Origin of the sequence: Streptomyces sp. 1222.5, assembly GCF_900105245.1 — a bacterium.
Taxonomy (GTDB): domain Bacteria; phylum Actinomycetota; class Actinomycetes; order Streptomycetales; family Streptomycetaceae; genus Streptomyces; species Streptomyces albidocamelliae.
In genome coordinates, this window is the sequence record NZ_FNSZ01000001.1 from 8,073,346 (window position 1) to 8,094,215 (window position 20,870).

At 73.9% G+C, this 20,870-nt stretch carries 21 protein-coding genes; 11 read left to right on the top strand and 10 right to left on the bottom strand.

The genetic code is table 11. From position 1 onward, the window contains the following. Positions 1-69: 69 nt before the first annotated feature. Positions 70-936 (bottom strand): alpha/beta fold hydrolase, encoded by an 867-nt coding sequence (locus BLW57_RS36585; RefSeq protein WP_093479983.1) that lies wholly within the window; start codon positions 934-936, stop codon positions 70-72. 153 nt (positions 937-1,089) lie between these two features. Here BLW57_RS36585 and BLW57_RS36590 point away from each other — a divergent pair, with 153 nt between their 5' ends. The 3 genes from BLW57_RS36590 to BLW57_RS36600 all read left to right on the top strand — a co-directional run bounded on the left by BLW57_RS36590 (position 1,090) and on the right by BLW57_RS36600 (position 3,482). Continuing rightward, positions 1,090-1,947: an MBL fold metallo-hydrolase gene (locus BLW57_RS36590; RefSeq protein ID WP_093479984.1), complete on the top strand. Its 858-nt coding sequence runs from the start codon at positions 1,090-1,092 to the stop codon at positions 1,945-1,947. Between the two features lie 137 nt (positions 1,948-2,084). After that, entirely contained in the window at positions 2,085-2,510 is a 426-nt protein-coding gene (locus tag BLW57_RS36595; RefSeq protein WP_093479985.1) for a DUF6003 family protein, read from the top strand. A 51-nt stretch (positions 2,511-2,561) separates the two neighbouring features. After that, positions 2,562-3,482, top strand: a complete 921-nt coding sequence (locus BLW57_RS36600; RefSeq protein ID WP_093479986.1) for a GNAT family N-acetyltransferase — start codon at positions 2,562-2,564, stop codon at positions 3,480-3,482. Positions 3,483-3,512: 30 nt separating this feature from the next. Here the strand turns inward: BLW57_RS36600 and BLW57_RS36605 are convergent, their stop codons facing one another. Beyond that, entirely contained in the window at positions 3,513-4,304 is a 792-nt protein-coding gene (locus BLW57_RS36605) for an SDR family NAD(P)-dependent oxidoreductase (RefSeq protein ID WP_093481081.1), read from the bottom strand. 104 nt (positions 4,305-4,408) lie between these two features. Between BLW57_RS36605 and BLW57_RS36610 the strand changes: the two genes are divergently transcribed. Beyond that, entirely contained in the window at positions 4,409-5,008 is a 600-nt protein-coding gene (locus tag BLW57_RS36610) for a TetR/AcrR family transcriptional regulator (RefSeq protein ID WP_073895670.1), read from the top strand. Positions 5,009-5,044: 36 nt separating this feature from the next. Here the strand turns inward: BLW57_RS36610 and BLW57_RS36615 are convergent, their stop codons facing one another. Further along, positions 5,045-6,961: a glycoside hydrolase family 5 protein gene (locus BLW57_RS36615; RefSeq protein WP_093479987.1), complete on the bottom strand. Its 1,917-nt coding sequence runs from the start codon at positions 6,959-6,961 to the stop codon at positions 5,045-5,047. 284 nt (positions 6,962-7,245) lie between these two features. On the opposite strand from BLW57_RS36615, the gene rpmG reads away from it, so the two are divergent. Genes rpmG through ykgO form a run of 3 tightly spaced genes read left to right on the top strand, consistent with a single transcriptional unit; the run spans position 7,246 to position 7,876 of the window. Continuing rightward, on the top strand, positions 7,246-7,410 hold the full coding sequence (rpmG, locus tag BLW57_RS36620) for a 50S ribosomal protein L33 (protein ID WP_093479988.1): 165 nt from the start codon (positions 7,246-7,248) through the stop codon (positions 7,408-7,410). Positions 7,411-7,456: 46 nt separating this feature from the next. After that, a complete protein-coding gene (locus tag BLW57_RS36625; protein WP_093479989.1) occupies positions 7,457-7,717 on the top strand; it encodes a type B 50S ribosomal protein L31 in 261 nt (86 codons plus the stop codon). Positions 7,718-7,753: 36 nt separating this feature from the next. Then, positions 7,754-7,876, top strand: a complete 123-nt coding sequence (ykgO, locus tag BLW57_RS36630) for a type B 50S ribosomal protein L36 (RefSeq protein ID WP_073895679.1) — start codon at positions 7,754-7,756, stop codon at positions 7,874-7,876. A 77-nt stretch (positions 7,877-7,953) separates the two neighbouring features. Here ykgO and BLW57_RS36635 read toward each other — a convergent pair whose 3' ends face one another. Then, entirely contained in the window at positions 7,954-8,769 is an 816-nt protein-coding gene (locus BLW57_RS36635) for a DUF427 domain-containing protein (RefSeq protein ID WP_093479990.1), read from the bottom strand. Positions 8,770-9,064: 295 nt separating this feature from the next. Between BLW57_RS36635 and BLW57_RS36640 the strand changes: the two genes are divergently transcribed. Then, positions 9,065-11,191, top strand: coding sequence for a SpoIIE family protein phosphatase (locus tag BLW57_RS36640; protein WP_256339691.1), 2,127 nt, complete (start codon positions 9,065-9,067; stop codon positions 11,189-11,191). A gap of 7 nt (positions 11,192-11,198) precedes the next feature. Here BLW57_RS36640 and BLW57_RS36645 read toward each other — a convergent pair whose 3' ends face one another. After that, a complete protein-coding gene (locus BLW57_RS36645) occupies positions 11,199-12,545 on the bottom strand; it encodes a hypothetical protein (protein ID WP_093481083.1) in 1,347 nt (448 codons plus the stop codon). Between the two features lie 113 nt (positions 12,546-12,658). On the opposite strand from BLW57_RS36645, the gene BLW57_RS36650 reads away from it, so the two are divergent. After that, positions 12,659-13,954 carry a molybdopterin-dependent oxidoreductase gene (locus BLW57_RS36650; RefSeq protein ID WP_093481084.1) on the top strand — a complete coding sequence of 432 codons (1,296 nt, stop codon included), beginning with the start codon at positions 12,659-12,661 and terminating at the stop codon, positions 13,952-13,954. A 316-nt stretch (positions 13,955-14,270) separates the two neighbouring features. Here the strand turns inward: BLW57_RS36650 and BLW57_RS36660 are convergent, their stop codons facing one another. Genes BLW57_RS36660 through BLW57_RS36670 form a run of 3 tightly spaced genes read right to left on the bottom strand, consistent with a single transcriptional unit; the run spans position 14,271 to position 16,389 of the window. Then, entirely contained in the window at positions 14,271-15,062 is a 792-nt protein-coding gene (locus BLW57_RS36660; protein WP_093479992.1) for a class I SAM-dependent methyltransferase, read from the bottom strand. After that, positions 15,059-15,676 carry a TIGR04282 family arsenosugar biosynthesis glycosyltransferase gene (locus BLW57_RS36665; RefSeq protein ID WP_093479993.1) on the bottom strand — a complete coding sequence of 206 codons (618 nt, stop codon included), beginning with the start codon at positions 15,674-15,676 and terminating at the stop codon, positions 15,059-15,061. The genes BLW57_RS36660 and BLW57_RS36665 overlap by 4 nt, the downstream gene beginning before the upstream one ends. Further along, entirely contained in the window at positions 15,673-16,389 is a 717-nt protein-coding gene (locus tag BLW57_RS36670; protein WP_093481085.1) for a glycosyltransferase family 2 protein, read from the bottom strand. The genes BLW57_RS36665 and BLW57_RS36670 overlap by 4 nt, the downstream gene beginning before the upstream one ends. A 103-nt stretch (positions 16,390-16,492) precedes the next feature. Between BLW57_RS36670 and BLW57_RS36675 the strand changes: the two genes are divergently transcribed. Further along, positions 16,493-17,224: a response regulator transcription factor gene (locus tag BLW57_RS36675; protein ID WP_093479994.1), complete on the top strand. Its 732-nt coding sequence runs from the start codon at positions 16,493-16,495 to the stop codon at positions 17,222-17,224. Between the two features lie 2 nt (positions 17,225-17,226). Continuing rightward, a complete protein-coding gene (locus BLW57_RS36680) occupies positions 17,227-18,336 on the top strand; it encodes a sensor histidine kinase (protein WP_093479995.1) in 1,110 nt (369 codons plus the stop codon). A 20-nt stretch (positions 18,337-18,356) separates the two neighbouring features. Here the strand turns inward: BLW57_RS36680 and BLW57_RS36685 are convergent, their stop codons facing one another. Both BLW57_RS36685 and BLW57_RS36690 read right to left on the bottom strand, forming a co-directional pair. Further along, a complete protein-coding gene (locus tag BLW57_RS36685; RefSeq protein WP_093479996.1) occupies positions 18,357-19,358 on the bottom strand; it encodes an NAD-dependent epimerase/dehydratase family protein in 1,002 nt (333 codons plus the stop codon). A 136-nt stretch (positions 19,359-19,494) separates the two neighbouring features. Beyond that, positions 19,495-20,739: a hypothetical protein gene (locus BLW57_RS36690; RefSeq protein ID WP_093479997.1), complete on the bottom strand. Its 1,245-nt coding sequence runs from the start codon at positions 20,737-20,739 to the stop codon at positions 19,495-19,497. Between the last annotated feature and the right edge of the window lie 131 nt (positions 20,740-20,870).

The following is a 20,870-nucleotide window of genomic DNA, read 5'->3' on the forward strand; positions in this document are numbered from 1 at the left end:
AGGAATTACCAGTTCCCCGCCCCCACCGCCGCAGCATCCTCGGCCATATGCCGACGGGCCCGGGCGCCCTCACCCGGCTTCCGCGAAGAAGTCGCCCAGCGCGGACGCGAGTTCCCCGGGGGCCTGTTCGGCCACGTGGTGCCCGGAGTCGATGCCATGGCCGCGGACGTCGACGGCCCAGCGCCGCCAGACGGCGACCGGGTCGCCGTACAGCTCCTCCAGGTCGTCCCGCTCGGACCACAGGACCAGGGCCGGGCACCGGATCCGCGCCCCGGCGGCCCGGTCCGCCTCCTCGTGCCGCCGGTCGATCGTCAGGCCGGCCCGGTAGTCCTCCAGCATGGCCCGGACGACCCGAGGGTCGCGGACGGCCCGCCGCCACTCGGCGTGGTTCTCCCGCCCCATGGTCTGCGGATCGCCGCGGTACCAGCTGTCCGGATCGGCGTTGATGACGCGCTCGGGGACGTCCGGCTGGGCGAAGAAGAACCAGTGCCACCACCGTGTGGCGAACTCCGCCGTGATCCGGGAGAGGTGCTCGCTCAGCGGCAGGCAGTCGATCAGGGCCACCCGGGACACCGCGCCGGGATGGTCCAGCGCCAGCCGGAGCGCCACCGGGCCCCCGCGGTCGTGGCCGGCGAGCGCGAACCGGTCGTGGCCGAGCTCGCGCAGCACGGCGACGACATCGCCGGCGACGGCGCGTTTGGCGTACCCCGCGTGGTCGGGCGTCGGCTCCGGGCCCCGCGACCTGCCGTAGCCCCGCAGGTCGGGACAGACGACGGTGAAGCCGCGGCGGACGAGGAGTGGGGCGACCCGGTGCCAGGTCGCCGACGTCCGCGGATGTCCGTGCAGCAGCACCACCGGCGGACCCTCGCCGCCGTGGCGCACGAAGATCGACGCGCCGTCCGTCCGTACCCATCCGGCCTCGAAACCCTCGAACACGAACCGGCCCTCCGTCCTGTCGGCCCCGCACACCGCGACGCGGTGCCACGGCTCGCGTGGCACCGCCCGCCGAGGGGTACCCCGTCCGGCGAAGAGCGCACCGGCCCGTGCGGCGGCGCCGGTGCCCGAGCCTCGGGCGAAGGGCGGCCGACCATGTCCGGGAACCACGCCGACCCCGCCGGCGACGCGGTCGACCTCCACTTCATCGGCAACGCGACCGTCCTGCTGCGCTACGGCCCGCTGACCCTGCTGACCGACCCGAACTTTTTGCACCGGGGCCAGTACGCCTATCTCGGTCACGGCCTGGTGAGCCGGCGTCTGACCGAACCCGCCACCGGACCGCACGAACTGCCCGGCCTCGACGGGATCGTGCTCTCCCACTTGCACGGTGACCACTGGGACCGGCAGGCCCGCCGGCACCTGGACCACGACGTCCCGGTGCTGACCACACCCCATGCCGCACGCCGGCTGAAGGTGGTCCAGGGCTTCGGCCGCACGGCGGGACTTCGGACCTGGCAGGCGCTCACCCTCACGCGGGGCGGGACACAGGTCCGGGTCACGGCACTGCCCGGCCGGCACGCCGGCCACCCGGTGCTGCGGGCTCTGCTGCCACCGGTGATGGGCAGCATGCTGGAGTTCGGCCCCGTCGCGGGCCCGCCCCGGCTGCGGCTGTACCTCTCGGGCGACACGCTCGTGTACGACGGCCTCGACGAGATCACCGAGCGCTTTCCCGCCGCCGACCTGGCCGTCCTGCACCTGGGCGGAACCCGGCTGCCCGGCGGCTTCGTGGTGACCATGGACGGTGCGCAGGGCGCGGAACTCGCCCGGCGCCTCGCGCCCCGCAGCATCCTGCCCGTGCACTACCACGACTACACGGTGATGCGCTCGCCGCTGTCCGCGTTCCTGAGCGAGGCGGACAGGATCGGTCTGGGCGACCGGATCGTGCACTGCGGCCACGGCGGACACGCCACGCTCCAGGCCGCTCCCGGAGCGGTGCCGGTGGTCCGCTGACGGCGCGACGGGCCGGTGCGCCCCGACCGGTGGCACCGGTGGGCCGTACCCGGGCACGGACGGGGTATGCGGGACGGCGACGGACCGACGAGTTGTGCCGCGGCGACGCGCCGACGAGCTGTGACGAGGAGTCGCTGATGACCGATGACGCCTACCTGTTCCTCGTGGAGGACCCTGACTCGCCGCTGGGCGTCCCGGTGCCCGCGGTGAGCGAACTGTCGTGCATGGAGACGGCCTCGGTGCGGGCCTGGCTGCACGCCCAGGGTGCGCCGGCCACCTCCCCGCGCCTGCGGGTGGTGGGCCCCGAGGACACGGACGACATTCCCGTCGACGCGGAGCGGCTGCCCGTTCCGCTGAGCGACGAGGAACTGAGCCGGCTGCGCCACCGGAGGGCCCCGGAGACGGTCGCCGCCGTGGAGAACGATCTGCTCGCCTACCGGGACTGCGCCGACGGCCGCGACGAACTGCTCGCACGGGCTCTGGCCGCCGGTGTCACACCGCACCGGATCGCCCGGCTCACCGGCGAGGACCTCGCCGCGGTGACGGCGGCCGCCCAGCGCTGACGCACCCCGGCATGGTCGACAGGGCGGCCGTGATGACGGAGGGTTCACCTCATGTCTGATCTCCAGGAGCGGCTGCCATGCGGTTATCGGGTCCGGTCGGCGGGCCCGGCCGACGCGCACACCGTCCACCGCCTGGTCACCGCCTGCGAGCGGGACCTGCACGGCCGCGCGGTGACCGACTTCGACCGCATCGCCGCCGACCTCGGTGTGCCGGACACGGATCCGGCCTCCGAGGCGGTGCTCGTACACGACGCCGGCGGCGAACCGGCCGGCTGGGGCTGGGTGAAGGGGCGCCGGGCCCGGGTCGACGTCCACCCCGGGCACCGGGGGCTGGGTCTCGGCGGCGCGCTGCTCGACTGGGCGGAGGTACGCGCCCGGTCCCTGGGGAACGACCGCCTGTCCCAGTCGGTCCCGGACAGCGACCCCGGGGCGAGCGCGCTGCTGCGGGCCGGCGGCTACTTCCCGCTCGTCACCGAGTGGCTGCTGGAGATCGGCCTGCCCGCCGGTGCGGCGGTGCCCGGGCCACCGTCGGGAATCGCGCTGCGGCCCTTCCGGCCCGGTGACGAACAGGCGGCGTACCAGGTCACGGAGGACGCGTTCGACGAATGGCAGCAGCGGCGCAAGAGCTATCCCGAGTGGGCCCGGCTCACCGTCGAACGCGCGACGTTCGCACCGGCCGCCTCACCGCTGGCCTTCGCGGACGGCGAGCTGGTCGGCGTCGTGCTGTCCGAGGACGATCCCGGCAGCGTCGACGGATACGTCGAGCGGGTCGCGGTACGGCGGGACCAACGCGGCCGGGGGATCGCCCGCGCGCTGTTGCACGAGGCGTTCCGCACTTTCCACGACCGGGGGAAGCGGTCCTGCACGCTGTGGACCCACACCGACACCGGCGCGCTCGCGCTCTACGAGGGGATCGGCATGACGGTGCGGCGCAGCTCCACGGTCTACAGCAAGGCGCTCATCGTGGTGTGACCCGGCCTTGTCAGCCGTCGGCATCGGCCGTCAGCGGCTCGCTCGCTGGGCGGCCACGATCGTGTCCACGGTCCGGTCCGCACCGGCGAGCCGCTGCACACGCTCCGCGAATCCGGGGAACTGCGACGCGACCTTCGTGAGGAACCGCAACTCCAGGGGCGCCACGTTGAGTTCGGCGACGTCCCGTTCGATCGCCCGTGCCACGCCCCTGACCACCCGGTCCGGCGACACGGTGCGGACGCCGCCCGGCGTCGGTGAGCCCGTCTTCGCGAACATCCCCAGGTCGCGCACGAATCCCGGCTGCACGATCGAGACGCCGACCCCCGTGCCGTGCAGATCCTGGCGGAAGGCCAGCGAGAAGCCGCGGAGTCCGAACTTCGAGGCGTTGTACATGGTCGACGACTTGGTGGCGGCCATACCCGACAGCGATCCGACGAAGCAGATGTGCCCGCGCCCGGCGGCGACCATCCCGGGCGCCAGCAGCCGGGCGAGGATCGCGGGGGCCCGCAGGTTCACCGCGAACGCCCGGTCGATCTGCTCCGGGGTGTAGTCCAGCACGTCGCCGCTGGACGGGAGGGCCGCGTTGGCGACGAGTATGTCCGTGCCGGCCGCCTCCTCGGCGAGGCGCCGCACGTCGTCGGGGTCGGCCAGGTCGGCCAGGACCGTGCGCGCGCCGTACCGGCCGGCGAGGGGTTCGAGAGCCTCCTTGCGGCGCCCGGTGAGTATCAGACGCGCGCCGCGGTCCGACAGCCCGGCGGCGAGTGCGCTTCCGATGCCCCCGGTGACTCCGGTGAGCAGAACTGTTGCCCCGGCAATGTGCACGGCCATCCTCCATGTCTGTTCGTTCGAACGAACAATATGCAGGGCGGGCGGAGCTGTCCACCGGTCCGTCGGGGCGGCCGGGCGCTGATGGAACAATGAGCGGCATGCAGAACGCCGCCCTCGCCGCCCCGACGCGCCAGCGCATCATCCAAGCCGTGCTGCGGATCATCGGTGAGGACGGAGTCGCGGCGGTCACCAACCGGCGGATCGCCAAGGAAGCCGGAGTGTCACTGGGTTCGGTCACCTACCACTTCGAGACCCAGCACGACCTGCTGCGGGAGAGCCTGCTGCACTTCGTGCGCGAAGAGGCGCGGCACTTCACCGAGTTGGCCGACCAGTGCCAGACGGAGGGCATCGCCATCGAGGACGCCGCCTCCCTGGCCGGCCAGGTCGCCTGCGGCACGGTGTTCGACAGCGCCCATCTCGCCCCCTTCGAGCTGTACATCCACTCGGGGCGCGACGAGCGGCTCCGGGAGGCGGCGGCCGAGGCGTTCCACGCCTACGACCGCCTCGCCACCCGGATCCTCACCGCGCTCGGCGTCCCGGACGCGGAACGCCTGGCGGCCACCACGGTCGCCCTGGTGATGGGCCTGCAGCTGCGGCGGCTGGCCACGGGCAGCCCCGCCGACGACCTGGTCGACGCCCTGCTGCTGCTCGTACGCGGGGCCGGTGACCGGCTGCCCGGCCAGGACCGGCCGGCGTGACGGCGACGGCGCGGCCCCGGGCCGGTCACCGCCGGGTCAGGGCAGTCGGCGGCACAGCAGTGCGTCGGGGCCCGGCCTGCTGCCGAACCTCGTGGTGAAGGCGATGCCGGCGGCGTACTCGTCGGCGGCGCACTGCCCCTTGTAGTCGCCCTGGGCGAAGTCGCCGCCCGCGGCGTCGGCGGGCCGGTTGTCCGACCGGTCGAACCACACGGTGCGTCCCGCACCCGCCAGGGGAGCGCGGCCGGGCACGCACAGCGCCGCCGACACGCGCTCGCCGCGCACGCTGTAGCCGGCGAGGAAGCCGCCCGCGGGGCACTGGAGCTTGGTGTACCCGGAGGCCCAGTCGCCGCCGGAGGGGACGTGGCGTTCGTCGGTGACGACCGTCTGGCCGCCGGTGGAGGAGCGGAGGTCGTCCGCGCCGCTGTCGGTGCACAGGCCACGGCCACGGGTGTGGCTGAGGCCGATGAGCCGCAGTCCGTCCGGGCAGGCGGCCTTGTACGCCCCCGGGTCCCAGTCGCCCGTGGCGCGGACGCGCAGGGACTCCGCCGCGTCACCGTGATCGACGGCGAGCATCCGCCACACGGGCACGGGGGCCACGGGGCCGGTCCTGCCCGCGGTCTCCCCGAGGCGCCGCCAGGCCGCACCGCGCCAGTCGTCCGCGTCGAGGACGCCGGAGCGGTGTCCGGCGTCGTCGTAGCGCAGCAGCGCCCAGTCGTCGTGTCCCGCGTGCCCCACCAGCGGCCAGTAGGCGAAGTCGGTGTCGTGGTCGGCGAAGTAGTCGGTGATGTTCGTGAACCAGGTGCGGGCGGCCTGGTTCGTCTCACCGGAGCCGATGCCGAACTCGCTGATCCAGACGGGCGCGGTGTAGTGCCGGCCGGTCTCCTCGACGAAGAACGCCTCGTCCTCCAGGGTCGCGTACAGCTGGTCGCGGTTCAGGTCCTGGTAGCGGGCGTCGTGGGTCTCGCCGATGCCGGTGGCGCCGCTGTGGTGGGGACCGGTGTAGCCGTAGAAATGGGCCGAGTAGACCAGCTTGTGGGCGTCGACGAGGGTGTGGGACAGGGTGCGGGCGGGCGAGAGGACGGGCCTGCCGTGGGGGAGTCCGTCCACGGGGATGCCGGTCCAGTTGATGCCTTCGACGACGATGAGCAGCCTGGGGTCGGCCTCGGTGAGGATGCGGTCGCCGGCCCACTGGGCCGCGGCGTACCAGTCGTGGGCGTCGCCCATGCCCCAGTTCGGGTCGTCCAGCACGTCGCGCCGGACCTCGTTGTAGAGATCGGCGCCGACGACGCGGGGCACGCCGGCGTAGCGCCGGGCCATGTAGACCCAGTCGTCGGCCCACGTCTGCGTGGACTGGCCGCTGTTCCACCGTTCGTTGCCGTCGACACCGCAGCACCAGCGTGAGGTGTTGGTGTGGTTGTTGAGGATCACGGCGAACCCGCTCCGGTCGAGCGCCTCGACCACGGCGTCGTAGACCTCCAGCGGTGTCCTGCCGCGGAGTCGGGGGTTGGCGGCCACGGCGGCGTCGGGGACGGGCGTGGTGCTGTGGATCATCTCGTTGGAGAACGGCAGGCGGACGGTGTTGATGCCCAACTCGTGGAAGTCGGCCATCAGTTGCGGCAGAGGGACACGGTCGAGACCGAGGGGTATGCCGTGGGAGTCCTGGCCCGCGTGGTGGTTGGCGGGGTCCAAGACGCTGCCACTGCCGGTCCAGGACCCTTGTGCGCCGTCCCAGTTGGCCGCCCTCAGCCGGAAGCGGTCGCCCCGGCTGTCGACGATGTAGCGGCCCCGGGTCGACAGGGGCGCCGACCAGGTGCCGGGGTCCGACGCCGCGGCGGTGTGCGCGGCGCGGGCGGGTGGTGACGGGGCGGCGCCCGCCGTGGTGGCGGTGGCGGCGACGAGCAGGAGACCCGCGGCTGTACAGGCCAGGCGGAGGCCGGCAGATGCGATCGGCATAAGGGCAGCCCTCGAACGTGGGGGTGGGGGAGCGCACGGTGGCCGGAGGTGCGGTGCGGCCCCCGGCTGAGCGGAGTCTCCACCACGGCCCGCGCCGAGGGAAGGGCGCGAGCGCGCCTCCGCGCTCGCCCGGAGAGGCCGGGAATAGGTGCAGGCCCCTTCCGGTTGTGGCCGGTGGACCTCGCGGGGCCGGGACCCACCGGGAATGACACGGCAAGGTGTGGTGTTCCGGGTATGTGTGACATGACCCGGTCAATCCAGGGTCCGGATGAAGGGAGAACCCCATGGCCCGCAGCACTCTGCGTCCCGTAGTCAGGCTCAAGTCGACGGCCGGGACCGGCGTCACGTACGTGACCCGCAAGAACCGTCAGAGCCACCCCGACCGGCTCGTCCTGCGCAAGTTCGACCCGGTCGCCGGCAAGCACGTCCCCTTCCGCGAGGAACGCTGACCCACGCCGCCGCCCACCGGGCGGCGGCCACCAGGAGGCAACACCCATGAGGCCCGGCATCCACCCCGAGTCCCGGCCGGTCGTCTTCCGCGACCGCGCCGCCGACGCCCTGTTCCTGACCCGCTCCACCGCGACCGCGTCGAAGACGATCGAGTGGCGGGACGGAAACACCTACCCGCTGATCGACGTGGAGATCTCGTCGGCCGGCCACCCCGTCTACACCGGCAAGGCGCGGGTCGTGGACAGCGCCGGCCGCGTCGAGCGCTTCGAGCGGCGATACGGCCGCCAGGCGGCGCTACGCGGCTGATCACGCCGTAACCACCCAGCACGAGGAGGCCCAGCCATGAAGGTGCGCAAGTCCCTGCGCTCCCTGAAGTCCCAGCCCGGCGCCCAGGTGGTACGCCGCCGTGGCGTGGTCTTCGTGGTCAACAAGAAGAACCCCCGTCTCAAGGCCCGCCAGGGCTGACACGGCTCCCCTGACGGCCACGCACACGCACGGCCCCGGCCGGCTCGCCGCCGGCCGGGGCCGTTCCCCGTGCGTCGTCAGCGCCCCGTTCCGGAGGACGACGTGGGCGTGAAGGGCGTGACCGGACGATCGAGGAGCTCGCCGTCCACGGTGATGTCGACCGCCTCGTTGTAGAACGCGAGCAACCCCCTGACGGCGCCGGCCGCCGGCAGGGGCTCGGCGTAGCTCCACACGATGTCGGCGGGGACGTCCCCCTCGCCGCGCCAGGACCAGTACGCGGCGGTGCCCTTGTAGGGGCAGCCCGTCCGGTGCTCGGTGGGCTCGAACAGGTCCAGGCGGACGTCCTCTCGCGGGATGTAGTAGCGGGTGGGCAGCCCCGTCTCGAACAGGAGGACCGGACGGCCGGTGTCGGCCACGACGGTGCCGCCGATCTCGATCCGCACGTGCCGGCTGCTCGGCAGGGCGTCCACGCGCTTGTACGGATCCCGCGGGTGCACGAAGATCTCCTCTTCCTCCTCGTACCAGTGGTCGAGCCCCCTGCCGGTACGCCGGAACCACTCGAAGGCGATGTGCCCGGCCAGGTCGGCCGCCGGGAACGTCCAGGCCGCGTTCTCCAGCAGCTCGCCGCCGATCAGGAGGTCGTAGAAGACCGTCGAGCCGGTGTGGGCGCCGGTGCGCGGGCTCCCCGCCGGGCGCAGCAGGTCCGTGCGGACCTCGTCGCGCGGGAAGGCGTACAGCGGCACGGGGATGTCCGGCTCCCACACGAGGACGGGACGACGGCTGTCGACGACCGTGACGTCGCCCTTCCGGCCGCGGACCCATCGTGCGCTGGGCTCCCAGCGGAGCCCTTGAGGAGTGCTGCGCGGAGGCTGGGCGGTGCTCGGTGTGGTCATGCCGGATTCTCCCTCTCCCCGGGTGCGCGGGCGACTCCGGCGGCGGACGACGGCCGGCGGGGTCCGCCGTCGTCCGTCGCCGGTCGGGGGCTTCCCGGTCCTTTCCGGACCGGCCGCGGGCGGTGCCCGGGGCCCCGGACCGTCCGTGCGGGACCGCGTGCCGAGCACGGTGCAGGGGCGTAGCGTCCCCGTACGAGCGACGTCCGGCGCGTGCGGTTAAGGTCGTTCCGCGCGTAGCGGGAAGACGAGTCGTATGACATCGCCGTGAGCCGTCCCCACGGGCTGGAGGTGCGGCGTGACCGGATCGGTCGATTCGCCCAGGAGCGCGCAGGCGCGGGACGCGGCGTTCGCCGAGACGGTGCGCCGCACGGGTGCCTCCATCGGTGCCCTCTACCTGCTGGCCCCCGACGGGCAGCAACTGATGCTCGACGTCCTGTGCGGAGCCCCGGCCGAGTTCGCCGCGCCGTGGACGAGGATCCCGGTGACCGCTCCGGCGCCGGTGGCCGCGGCGGTACGTGAGGAGCGGATGGTGTGGCTGGGCAGCCAGGAGGAGCTGGCCCGCGCCTATCCGCGCACCGCCGTGGCGCTGCCGTACCCGCTGGTGCTGGCCGCCGCACCGGTGACCGGCGTGCGTCGCTGGGGCGTGCTGCTGCTCATGTGGCCGGCCACGCGTCCGGCGTACATGACCCAGCGGGAGCGCGGGAACATCGCGTCCAGCTGCGGCCGGCTGGCCAGGCTGTTGGAGGAAGCCGTCGAGGACGGGTCCCTCGCGACCCCCGGCGACCGGCCGCGCGTGCTCCCCGCTGGCTCGGGGTACCGGTCGGCGAGCCCGGAGCTGGCCGCCGCGGACTTCGTCGAACGGCTGCCCGGCGGCAGCTGCGCCCTGGATCTCGAAGGGCGCTTCACCTACCTCAGCTCCGGCGCCTGCGAGTTGCTGGGCAAGGAGGCCGGCGACCTGCTGGGCACTCTGCCGTGGAACTCCCTGCGCTGGCTCGACGACCCCGCCTGCGAGGACCGCTACCGCGCCGCCGTGATCAGCCGCCGGCCCGTCGTCTTCACGGCGTGCCGCCCACCGGACGGCTGGCTGTACTTCCACCTCTTCCCCGACGCCAGCGGCATCAGCATCCGGATCGTCCCCAGCGGTGCGGACACCCCGCCCACCCCGGCACCCCGCCACTGGGGCCGGAGTGTCACCCCGGCCCGCGCGGGGCGGCTCTACCAGCTCACGCACCTGGCCGCCGCGCTGACCGAGGTCGTCGGGGTCCAGGACGTCGTCGACCTCGTCGCCGACCAGATCATGCCCGCGTTCGGTGCCCAGGCGCTCGTGCTGTCGACGGCCGACGCCGGCCGCCTGCGGATCATCGGCTACCGCGGCTACGACCCCCGCACCATCGAGCGTCTCGACGGCCTGCCCGTCGACACCGGGTTCACCCCAGCCGGCCGGGCCATCGGCACCGGCGTCCCGGCGTTCTTCTCCACCCCGGAGGAGATGCGGCGGGCCTACCCCGAAGCCTCGAAGATCAGCCGGAAGCAGGCCTGGGCCTTCCTGCCCCTCGTCGTCTCCGGCCGTCCCGTCGGCTGCTGCATCCTGTCCTACGACCGGCCCCACGAGTTCCCGGCCGAGGACCGCGCCGTCATGACCTCGCTCGCCGGCCTCATCGCCCACGCCCTCGACCGGGCCCGCCTGTACGACACGAAACACGAGCTCGCCCACGGCCTCCAGCAGGCGCTGCTCCCGCGCGCCCTGCCCGCGATCCCGGGACTGCGGGTCGCCGCCCGCTATCTGCCCGCCACCCGGGGCATGGACATCGGCGGCGACTTCTACGACCTCATCCCGCTCGGGGACACGGCCGTCGCCGCCGTCATCGGCGACGTCCAGGGCCACGACACCGCGGCCGCCGCTCTCATGGGGCAGGTGCGCACCGCCGTCCACGCCCACTCCGCCCTCGGCACCGCACCGGATCAGGTGCTCGCCGGAACCAACCGGCTCCTCGGCGATCTCGGCTCCGACCTGTTCACGAGCTGCCTGTACGCCCACCTCGACCTCGCCGGCCGCCGGGTCACCCTGGCCAGCGCCGGACACCCGCCGCCGATCGTGCGCCGGTCCGCAGACGACACCGGCCCGCTCGACGTTCTGCCCGGACCGCTCCTGGGCGTGGACCCCGAGGCCGTCTACCCGGTGACGGAGATCCCGCTCACCCCGGGGCTGATGCTCACCTTCTACACCGACGGCCTCATCGAGCGGCCGGACGTCGACCTCGACGACTCGATCGCCGCTCTCGCACACCATCTGGCCCACGCCGACCACCGGGACCTGGACGCCCTCATCGACGGCGTGGTGGGCCAGGCGGGTTCCCGTGCCCAGCGCACCGACGACATCGCCCTGCTCGTGCTGCACGAGGCGGCGGGCCGGACTCTCTGACCGATGTTCACCATCCGGTCAGCAGAAGGTGGTTGAGGAGCAGGGCGAGGACGGCCTGCGCGGTCAGCCAGGCACGGGGGTGGGACAGGAAGGCGCACGCCGGGAGCAGCCACAGGGCGAACGGCAGCCAGATGCGTTCCGTCTCGGCCTTGCTCATCCCGGACAGGTCGGCGACCAGCAGGGCGGCCAGGGCGGCCGCCACGAGGACGGCGAGACGCGCCCGCGCGGCGGCCCCGTCGGGTGCGGTGCCGCCGTGACGGGTGAGCAGGACCGTGGCGGTGCGGCGCAGGCCCGCCGCTGTGGCGAGGCCCGTGATGAGCACGGTGCAGGCCAGGTTGGCCCACACCCAGTAGCCGTAGGGGCGTTTGCCGCCCACGCCCTGGTAGTAGCGGGTGATCAGCAGGTGGTAGGCCGTCCACCAGTCGAACCCGGCGAGGGCGAACACGACGGGGACCACGGCCAGTCCGGCCACCAGCGGCAGCAGCAGGGCTGGGCGCCGTCGCAGCCCGTCCCGGCCGAGCACCACAACCGCCGCGCCGATCAGCGCGAAGAGCGTCAGGCCGTAGGAGAGGTAGCAGGTCAGACCGAGCAGCAGGCCGGAGCCGGCCGCGCAGGCGAGGGACCGGCGGGTCAGCGCGAGCGCGACCAGGGCCACGGCCCATGCGGCGACGGCCCCGAAATAGGCGTCCGCGGAGGCACCCTGCCACACGGCGGCCGGGGCCAGTACCAGGAAGGGGGCGGCCCACCGCGCCAAAGACTCGTCGGCCAGGGCCCGGACCGCGACGAGCACCGCCACGCAGCCGGTCGCGCCGACCACCACGCACCACATCCCGGCCCAGCCGCCGCCGCGCAGCCCGATCCGGTCGAGCAGGACGAAGGTCAGTGTGGCGCCCGGCGGATGACCGGCCACGTGCGCGGGCCAGGGGTCGGGAGTGCCGCTGACGATGTGGTGGGTGAAGTCCCGCAGGGCGCCCGGGATGTCGCCGAACCGGTCGATGACGCGCAGGTACTCGTTGCGGGTGGTGAGCCGGTCCGCGACGCCCCGCTGCCAGCCGTCGACCAGCGCGAGCGACACGATCCAGGCCGTGCACGTCGCCCAGGCGGCGGCCAGCACCCCTCGCCACGGCAGCCGGGCCGCGAGCGGCGGGCCGTACACGACGGTGGCGGCGGCGACCGCCAGGGCCGCCGGAGTGCCGGGGCCGACGTGCGGATCCCACTCGGCGAGCACCGGCGGCCAGTGCACGAACAGGGTGTGGCGGGTGTCCTGGATGTGGCGGCCGATCAGTACGGCCGCCGTCACGAGCAGGGCGGCGGCACCGGCGGCGTACAGGTCGCGGCGCAGGGAGCGGGTCACGCCCAAACGCTAGGCCGGGGGAGCGGCGACAGACCGCCGTCCGGGCCGGACGTCAGCGTTTCGTCATGGGTGGCGCACCGGTTCTCGGGGGCTTCCCGGCCTACCGTCGGGACATGCGCGACCATCCCCGGCTCCCCACGTCCCCCGGTTTCTGGCGCAGCCCCCTGCGCGGCCCGTGGTTCACCTCCGTGCTCGGCCTCGTCCTGCTCGTCGGCATCACCGTGCTGTTCGTGACCGGCCTGGTGTCGTACGCCGCCTACAACCCGGACCTCGCCCCGGTGAACGACCAGACCCCGGACAAGGGACTCCTCGGCTTCTACCTCTTCGCCTGGCCGACCGGCCCGGTGTGGCTGTACCGGTTCACCCAGGGCGTGCACGTCACGCTCGGCATCACCCTGGTCCCGGTGCTGCTGGCCAAGCTGTGGTCGGTCGTGCCGAGGCTCTTCGCGCTGCCGCCGGCCCGCTCCGTCGCGCACGCGCTGGAGCGGATCTCCCTGTTGCTCCTGGTCGGCGGCGGCCTGTTCGAGTTCACGACCGGAGTGCTCAACATCCAGCTCGACTACGTCTTCCCCGGCTCCTTCTACCCGCTGCACTTCTACGGGGCCTGGGTGTTCTTCGCCGCGTTCGTGGCCCACGCGGTGCTGAAGGCACCGACCGCCGTGCGCACCGTACGGCGGCGGATACGGGAGGGCGCCTTCCCGGAACGGCCGGCCACCCCGGCGGCGGACTCTCCGGCGCCGTCCGACCCGGCGGCGGACTCCCTGGTGTCCCCGCGACCCGATCCGCCCACGGTCTCCCGGCGCGGCGCGCTCGCGCTGGTCGGCGGCGGTTCGCTGCTGCTGTTCCTGACCACCGTCGGCCAGAGCCTCGGCGGCCCCTTCCGCCGTACGGCCCTGCTCGCCCCGCACGGCACGGCAGATCCGGGCGGCGGGCCGAACGGCTTCCAGATCAACAAGACGGCCCGCTACGCCGGGATCACCCCGGCCGACACCCACGACGACGTCTGGCGGCTGGTCGTCACCGGCCGCACCGGCACCGTCCGGCTCAGCCGTGCCGAGCTGCTCCGACTGCCGCAGCACAGCTCGTCACTGCCCATCGCCTGCGTGGAGGGCTGGTCGACCGCCGACCAGTGGTGGCGCGGGGTACGACTGCGCGACCTCGCGGCACGCGTGGGGTACGACGGCGATCCGCCGGACGTGTTCGTGGAGTCCCTGCAACGGCACGGCGCCTTCCGTCGCGCCGCCCTGCGCGCCAACCAGACGGCCGACCCGCGCTCCCTGCTCGCCCTGTACGTCAACGGCGAGGAACTGTCACCCGACCACGGTCACCCGGCGCGGATCATCGTGCCCGCCGCACCCGGTGTGATGAACACCAAGTGGGTGGCCCGACTCACCTTCGGAGACCTGTGATGCCGCGCCGCCCGCTGCCCCTCGGCAGCCCTTTCCAACTGCTGCTGCTCGCCTGCTCTTTCGCGCTCGCGGCCTACGCCGGAGTACGGCTGCTCGCCGGGGACTGGCGGGGCGTGGCGCTGTGGATCGTAGGTGCCGCGCTGCTGCACGACCTCGTCCTGCTGCCGCTGTACACGGCGGCGGACCGGGCGGTGATGCGCGGCCTCGACGCCGGCGGAGGGCGCGCCCGGACGCCGTACGTGCGTGTCCCGGCCGTGCTGTCGGGACTGCTGCTCCTCGTCTGGTTCCCGCTGATCAGCGGGATGGTGAGCGAGCGCTACCGGACGGCCACCGGGCTGTCCCCGGACGGCTTCCTGGCGCGCTGGCTGCTGATCACCGCCGCACTCTTCGGCGGCTCCGGGCTGCTGCTGGCGCTGCGGGTGCGCAGGGCGGCGAAGCACCTGCCGCCCGCCTCCCACTGAGCGACGCGCCGCCAGCCGGCCCTGCGCCCGTGGCGGAGCAGGGCCGGGGTGCCGAGGCGGGCCCAGGAGAACGGGACCCCGTCGGCCCGTAAGGCACCGACGACGTCGACCACCTGCACTTCGGCGCGTTCGTCCACGTTCACCGGAACGGTCTCGGCGATCAGCAGCCCGCCCGGCCGCAGGAGGCCCGCGACGCGCTCCAGCAGGACCGGCGGATTCCCGCCGATGCCGACGTTGCCGTCCATCAGCAGGACGGTGTCCCAGCGGCCCTCGCCGGGCAGCGGCTCGAACACCGAGCGGCGCAGCGCCCGCGCCGCGCCCTCCCCGGACGTGGGCGGCGCCAACCGTCCCACGGTATGTTCGACGGCCGCCTCGCTGACGTCGATCCCGAGCACGGTACGGCCACGGCCGGCGAGTTCCACGACCAGCCGGCCCGGCCCGCAGCCGACGTCGAGCACCGCGCCCTCGCACCGGTCCAGCACCGCCCGGTCGGTCACGTCCGCCTGGGCGCACCAGCGCTCCACCTCCAGCGGCAGCAGCCAGCCGTCCGCGCGGCGCAGGAACAGCGGGCCCCGGCCGGTGCGCAGCGCCGCCGCGTACGGGTCGGCGGCCGCCCACGCGTGCCGGGCGGCGGGCGGGGCGCTCATCGCCGCGCCACCGGCGCGCAGCGGGCCAGCCGCGCGGCGAACCGGCCGTGCGGGGCGAGCGCCGCCACGGCACGGGCGTCGGCGGCGACGTCGACGTCCCGCAGCGCGGGCAGGTCGCGCACCCGCAGCCCGGCGGCGACCAGCCGCTCCCGCTGCAGCGGGCCCGTCACCGGGGTCGACATGGGCACACCCCGCAGCAGCGCCGGATCGGGATCGGCCAGGCCCAGGGCCCAGAAGCCGCCGTCCTCCGCCGGGCCCAGACACGCGTCGCAGTCCGCGAAGTCCACCGTCAGCAGTTCCGGCGTCACCTGGGGGGTGTCCATGCCGATGAGGAGGGCGGGACCGGGACAGTGCGCGAAGGCGTCCGCCAGCCGCTCGTCCAGCCCGCCCGCGCACTGCGGGACGACCTCGAATCCGGGCGGCAGCCAAGGTCCCGGCGACCCGTCGAGAACGAGGACGCGCCGGGACGCGGGCGCGGCCGCCACGGCGTGCAGCGTGTCGGCGAGGGACGCCTCCGCGAGCTGTGCCGCCTCCTCGGGGGAGAACGGCGGGGTGAGCCGGGTCTTGACGCGTCCCGGGTGCGGTTCCTTGGCGATGACGAGCAGGGTGGTCACCGTACGGCCCTCCGGTCGGCGCCGGCCCCGGGGACCGGTGCGTCGGCCAGGACCCGGCGCATGTCCCGCACGGCCTGCCAGGTGCCGCGCCAGGTGCCCGTCACCTTGGACGTACCGGTGCGCGGGAGGTACGGCACGTCGTGCTCGGCGATCCGCCAGCCCGCGTCGGCCGCGCGCACGACCATCTGCAGCGGGTAGCCGCTGCGCCGGTCGGTGAGGCCGAGCGCGAGCAGCGGCTCACGGCGGGCGGCACGCAGCGGCCCCAGGTCGTGCAGGCGCAGGCCGGTACGGCGGCGCAGCATCCGCGCGAGGGCGAGGTTGCCGGCCCGCGCGTGGACGGGCCAGGCACCCCTGCCCCGGGGGCGTCGCCGCCCGAGGACCAGGTCGGCGCCGCCTTCGTGGACCTCCCGCACGAAGGGGACGAGCAGCGAGGGGTCGAGGGAGGCGTCGCAGTCGCAGAAGCAGACGAGGTCGGCGGTGGCCGCGCTCAGCCCGGCGTGGCAGGCGGCGCCGAAGCCGCGCCGCGGCTCGTGCACCACGGTGGCGCCGTGTGCGCGGGCGACCTCGGCCGAGCCGTCGGTGGAACCGTTGTCGACGACGACGGCGCGCCAGCCGGCCGGGATCCGGGCGAGCACCCAGGGCAGGGCCTCGGCCTCGTTCAGGCAGGGCAGCACCACGTCGACGTCCGTAGGAGTGGTCGTCACGCTTCCCAGCCTACGAAGCGGAATCGGGCATAAAGGACAGCTGATCCTTACGAAACACGGACGCCGCTCCCGGGGGCCCGCGACGCGGAGCGCGTGGTGCGAGGGTGGAGCCATGCAACAGCAGCACGAGCAACACGGGGCCGCGGCCGCCGACGCTCCGGCCCGGGTCCTGGTCGTCGACGACGACCCCACCGTCGCCGAGGTCGTCACCGGCTACCTCCACCGCGCCGGCTACGCGGTCGACCGGGCCGGCGACGGCCCGACGGCCCTCACCCACGCCGCCGCGCGCCTGCCCGACCTCGTCGTGCTCGACCTCATGCTGCCCGGCATGGACGGCCTGGAGGTCTGCCGCCGGATCCGGGCCCACGGCCCCGTGCCGGTCATCATGCTCACCGCCCGAGGCGACGAGGACGACCGCATCCTCGGCCTGGAGGTCGGCGCCGACGACTACGTCACCAAACCGTTCAGCCCCCGGGAACTCGTCCTGCGCGTCGAGTCGGTACTGCGCCGCAGCCGCCCCGCCCCCGCCGGGCAACCGCTCGCCGCGGCCGGCCTGTCGGTCGACCCGGACGCCCGCCGCGCCACCAAGAACGGCCGGGAACTCGGCCTCACCCTGCGAGAGTTCGACCTGCTCGCCTTCTTCCTGCGGCATCCCGGCCGTGCCTACAGCCGCGAGGACCTGATGCGCGAGGTATGGGGCTGGGACTTCGGCGACCTGTCCACCGTCACCGTCCACGTCCGCAGGCTGCGCGGCAAGATCGAGGACGACCCGGCCCGGCCCCGCCTGATCCAGACCGTGTGGGGCGTCGGCTACCGCTTCGAGGCCGCCGGGGCGGTGAACTGACCATGCGCGACACCCTCCTCATCGCCCTGTACGCCTTCGCCGGCGCCGCCGCCACCGGACTGGCCGGAGCGGCGGTGCTGCGCCTGATCCGCCGGCGCTCGCTCACCGCCTCGCTCACCGTGGTCGCGGCGGTCGGAGTGGTCGCGATGCTCTCCGGAACCCTCGCCGTCGCCTGGGCGATGTTCCTCTCGCCGCACGACCTGAGCGTCGTCACCACCGTCGTCGCGATGGCGGCCGTCGTCTCCCTGGCCACAGCCCTGCTGCTGGGTCGCTGGGTCGTGGCCCGCAGCCATGAACTCGCCCTGGCCGCACGCTCGTTCGGCGACGGAGGGACCTTCGCGGCCCCCGACGGCCCGGCCACCGCCGAACTCGACTCGCTCGGACGGGAGTTGGCCGCGACCAGCGCCAGGCTCGCCGAGTCCCGCGAGCGGGAGCGGACGCTGGAGACGTCCAGGCGGGAGCTGGTCGCCTGGATCTCGCACGATCTGCGCACCCCGCTGGCGGGCCTGCGCGCCATGTCGGAGGCGCTGGAGGACGGTGTGGCCGCCGACCCCGGCCGCTACCTGAGGCAGATGCGCACGGAGGTCGAACGACTCAACGACATGGTCGGCGACCTCTTCGAACTCTCCCGCATCCACGCGGGCACCCTCCCGCTCACCCCCTCCCGGATCTCCCTGTACGACCTGGTCGGCGACGCCCTGGCCGGGGTCGACCCGCTGGCCAGGGAGCACGGGGTGCGCCTGGTGGGCGACCGGGTCGAGCCGGTGCCGGTCGAGGTGGACGGCAAGGAGATGAGCCGTGTGCTCGGCAACCTGCTCGTGAACGCCATCCGCCGCACCCCGTCCGACGGCACCGTCGCGGTCGCCGCCGAACGCACCGGCGACGGCGTGCTGCTGTCCGTCACGGACGGCTGCGGCGGCATCCCCGAGGAGGATCTGCCGCGCGTCTTCGACACCGGCTGGCGCGGCAGCGACGCCCGGACGCCGCCCGCGGGCGCGGGCCTCGGCCTCGCCATCGTCCGGGGCATCGTGGAGGCGCACGAGGGCCGCGCGACCGTCCGTAACATCCCCGGCGGCTGCCGTTTCGAGGTGACCCTCCCGGCCGCGCCCTGACCCGCTCCGCGCCCCGTGGCTCACTCCTCGCGCAGGCCGGCCCGCGCGAACTCCCGCATGCCCTCGGCGAATCCGACCTCCGGCAGCCAGCCCAGCGCGGTCCGCAGCCGTGAGGAGTCCGCGGTGATGTGCCGCACGTCGCCGAGCCGGTACTCCCCGGTGACCACCGGTTCCGGCCCCCCACACGCGGCGGACAGCGCCGACGCCATCTCCCCGACGGTACGCGGGTCCCCGCTGCCGGTGTTGTAGGCCGTGAGGGCCCCCGGCTCGGTCTCCGCCTCCAGCGCCGCCACGTTCGCCGCGGCCACGTCCCGCACGTGCACGAAGTCGCGTCGCTGCCGTCCGTCCTCGAACACCCGGGGCGCCTCCCCGCGGGCGAGCGCCGAGCGGAAGAAGGACGCGACCCCGGCATAGGGGGTGTCGCGCGGCATCCGGGGGCCGTACACGTTGTGGTATCTCAGCGACACGGCCGACCCGCCCGTGGACCGGGCCCAGGCGGCCACCAGGTGCTCCTGGGCCAGTTTGGTCGCCGCGTACACGTTCCGGGGGTCGGCGGGGGCCTGTTCGCCGACCAGGCCGGGGGCGAGGTCCCGCCCGCACTCCGGGCACCGTGGCTCGAATCGCCCCGCGTCGAGGTCGGCCGCGGCCCGGGGGCCCGGCCGTACGGCACCGTGCCGCGCGCACGCGTACCCGCCCTCCCCGTAGATGACCATCGAACCGGCGAGCACGAGGTGCCGCACGCCCGCGTCGGCCATGGCGGCGACCAGCACGGCCGTACCCAGGTCGTTGCGCGAGACGTACTCCGCCGCGTCGGCGACCCCGTTGCCGAGACCGACCATCGCCGCCTGGTGGCACACGGCGTCCACACCGGCGAGGGCCGTCGCGACGGCCGACGCGTCCCGGACGTCCGCGCCGGGATCCTCCCGGACGTCGTACACGAGCGGTTCGTGACCGCCCGCCCGCAGTGCCTCCACCACATGGGACCCGATGAACCCGGCACCGCCGGTGACCAGTACGCGCATGGGGCCACGCTAGGGCGGGCAGCGCCGGGAACACGGGCGCCGGGCCGCCACGTCACGAATCCGTAAGAGGTACTCGGCCCCCGCACCCCTGCTGACCAGGGGTGCGGGGGCCTTCCGCGGGCGTGCCCGGCGTCGGTCAGTCGCGGCTGCCGCGCCGGCGCCTGAGCCGGACGAGCGCCGTTCCCGCGACGAGGAGGGCGGCGGCGATCCCGGCGACGGTCAGTACCTGGGTGCCGGTGTCGGCCATGCTGCCGCCCTGGTCACTGCCTCCGGTGGGCGACGTGCCGTGGCCGCCGTCGCCGGACGGCGCCGGTGCCGGGGTGCCGGTGGTGGGCGCCGGTGTGCCGGTCGGCTCGGCGGTGGGCCTGCCGGTCGGGCTGCCGGACGGGGTCGGCTTCGCGGTGGGCTTCGGGGTGGGCCTGCCGCCACCGGACCGGCCGCTGTTGTCGCCGCCCATCACGGTCGTGCCGGTCGCCTGGTAGCCGAGCGCCTCGTTGCGCGAACCCCTGGTCACGGAAGGCAGGTTGGGATTCTCGGCACGGAAACGGGCCCGGCCGACCTTGCGCTGCGGCTGCTTGGTCATGTCGACGCCACCGACCGTGTACACCCAGACCTCGCCGCCCACGGGGATCTCGTACTTGAAGTCGCCCTCGGTGTACGACCGCTTCATCTCCTTCCACACGGTCATCTTGTCCCAGCCCGCGTTCTTGCCGCGCAGCGGCCAGCGCTTCACCTGGTCGCTGTCGATGATCCCGCTGAACGAGCCGCCGAAGGCCTTCGGGTCGCGGGCCACGGTCTGGCGGACGTCCTCCGCGGCGATGCGGGCCTTGTACACGCGGCGCAGATCGGCGTACTTGGCGTCCTCGTTGATCTGCTCCTCCACCACCGGCAGTACCGTCTGCCGGTAGACGTCCATGTTGTGGGCCGTCTGCTCCTTGGCCAGGGTGCAGGGCATGCCGCCGCCGGGGCCGGGTGTGCTGTAGTCCTGGGCGACGGTCTGGACCTCCAGCGGGGCGCTGAGGATGTAGGCACCGTCGTCCTCGAAGCGGACCTCGGCCTTCTTCGGGGTGATCCAGTTCCGGGTGGAGCCCATGCAGGGCTTCCCGTCGACCTTGGTGATCCCCTCCCAGAACCGCTTCCCGGCGTCCGTCTTCGGGTCTTCCGCGCGACCGAAGTCGTGATTCATCTCCATGTCGGCCTCGAGCAGGACACGGCCGGCGTCGGTCCTGTCGAACGGCGCCTTCATGATCGTGTCCGGGTCGTCCGGGTTGAGGTTGACCCAGAAGTGGTCGGGCGTCAGAGCGAGCCGGGTGAAGAAGGCGTCCGAGATCAGCTCGTGGGGGCGGGTCTGAACCCCTGTGCGCAGGGCGAGGAAGGTCAACCGGGCGGTGCATGGCCCCCGTTGATGCCACCGCCTTTTCCAGCACAATAACCTCTGACGCCCCGTCACCCACAGCTGATGCACAGCCGCGACGCACAACAACCACAGGATCTTCAGGACCGCTGGGAACC

Bases quoted from the DNA above. Each gene is read 5' to 3' on its own strand.
- BLW57_RS36635 (WP_093479990.1), bottom strand. From the start codon at position 8,769: ATGACCACACCGAGCACCGCCCAGCCTCCGCGCAGCACTCCTCAAGGG.
- BLW57_RS36660 (WP_093479992.1), bottom strand. From the start codon at position 15,062: ATGAGCGCCCCGCCCGCCGCCCGGCACGCGTGGGCGGCCGCCGACCCG.
- rpmG (WP_093479988.1), top strand. From the start codon at position 7,246: ATGGCCCGCAGCACTCTGCGTCCCGTAGTCAGGCTCAAGTCGACGGCC.
- BLW57_RS36590 (WP_093479984.1), top strand. From the start codon at position 1,090: ATGTCCGGGAACCACGCCGACCCCGCCGGCGACGCGGTCGACCTCCAC.
- ykgO (WP_073895679.1), top strand. From the start codon at position 7,754: ATGAAGGTGCGCAAGTCCCTGCGCTCCCTGAAGTCCCAGCCCGGCGCC.
- BLW57_RS36610 (WP_073895670.1), top strand. From the start codon at position 4,409: ATGCAGAACGCCGCCCTCGCCGCCCCGACGCGCCAGCGCATCATCCAA.
- BLW57_RS36625 (WP_093479989.1), top strand. From the start codon at position 7,457: ATGAGGCCCGGCATCCACCCCGAGTCCCGGCCGGTCGTCTTCCGCGAC.
- BLW57_RS36595 (WP_093479985.1), top strand. From the start codon at position 2,085: ATGACCGATGACGCCTACCTGTTCCTCGTGGAGGACCCTGACTCGCCG.
- BLW57_RS36600 (WP_093479986.1), top strand. From the start codon at position 2,562: ATGTCTGATCTCCAGGAGCGGCTGCCATGCGGTTATCGGGTCCGGTCG.
- BLW57_RS36675 (WP_093479994.1), top strand. From the start codon at position 16,493: ATGCAACAGCAGCACGAGCAACACGGGGCCGCGGCCGCCGACGCTCCG.
- BLW57_RS36615 (WP_093479987.1), bottom strand. From the start codon at position 6,961: ATGCCGATCGCATCTGCCGGCCTCCGCCTGGCCTGTACAGCCGCGGGT.
- BLW57_RS36680 (WP_093479995.1), top strand. From the start codon at position 17,227: ATGCGCGACACCCTCCTCATCGCCCTGTACGCCTTCGCCGGCGCCGCC.
- BLW57_RS36650 (WP_093481084.1), top strand. From the start codon at position 12,659: ATGCGCGACCATCCCCGGCTCCCCACGTCCCCCGGTTTCTGGCGCAGC.
- BLW57_RS36685 (WP_093479996.1), bottom strand. From the start codon at position 19,358: ATGCGCGTACTGGTCACCGGCGGTGCCGGGTTCATCGGGTCCCATGTG.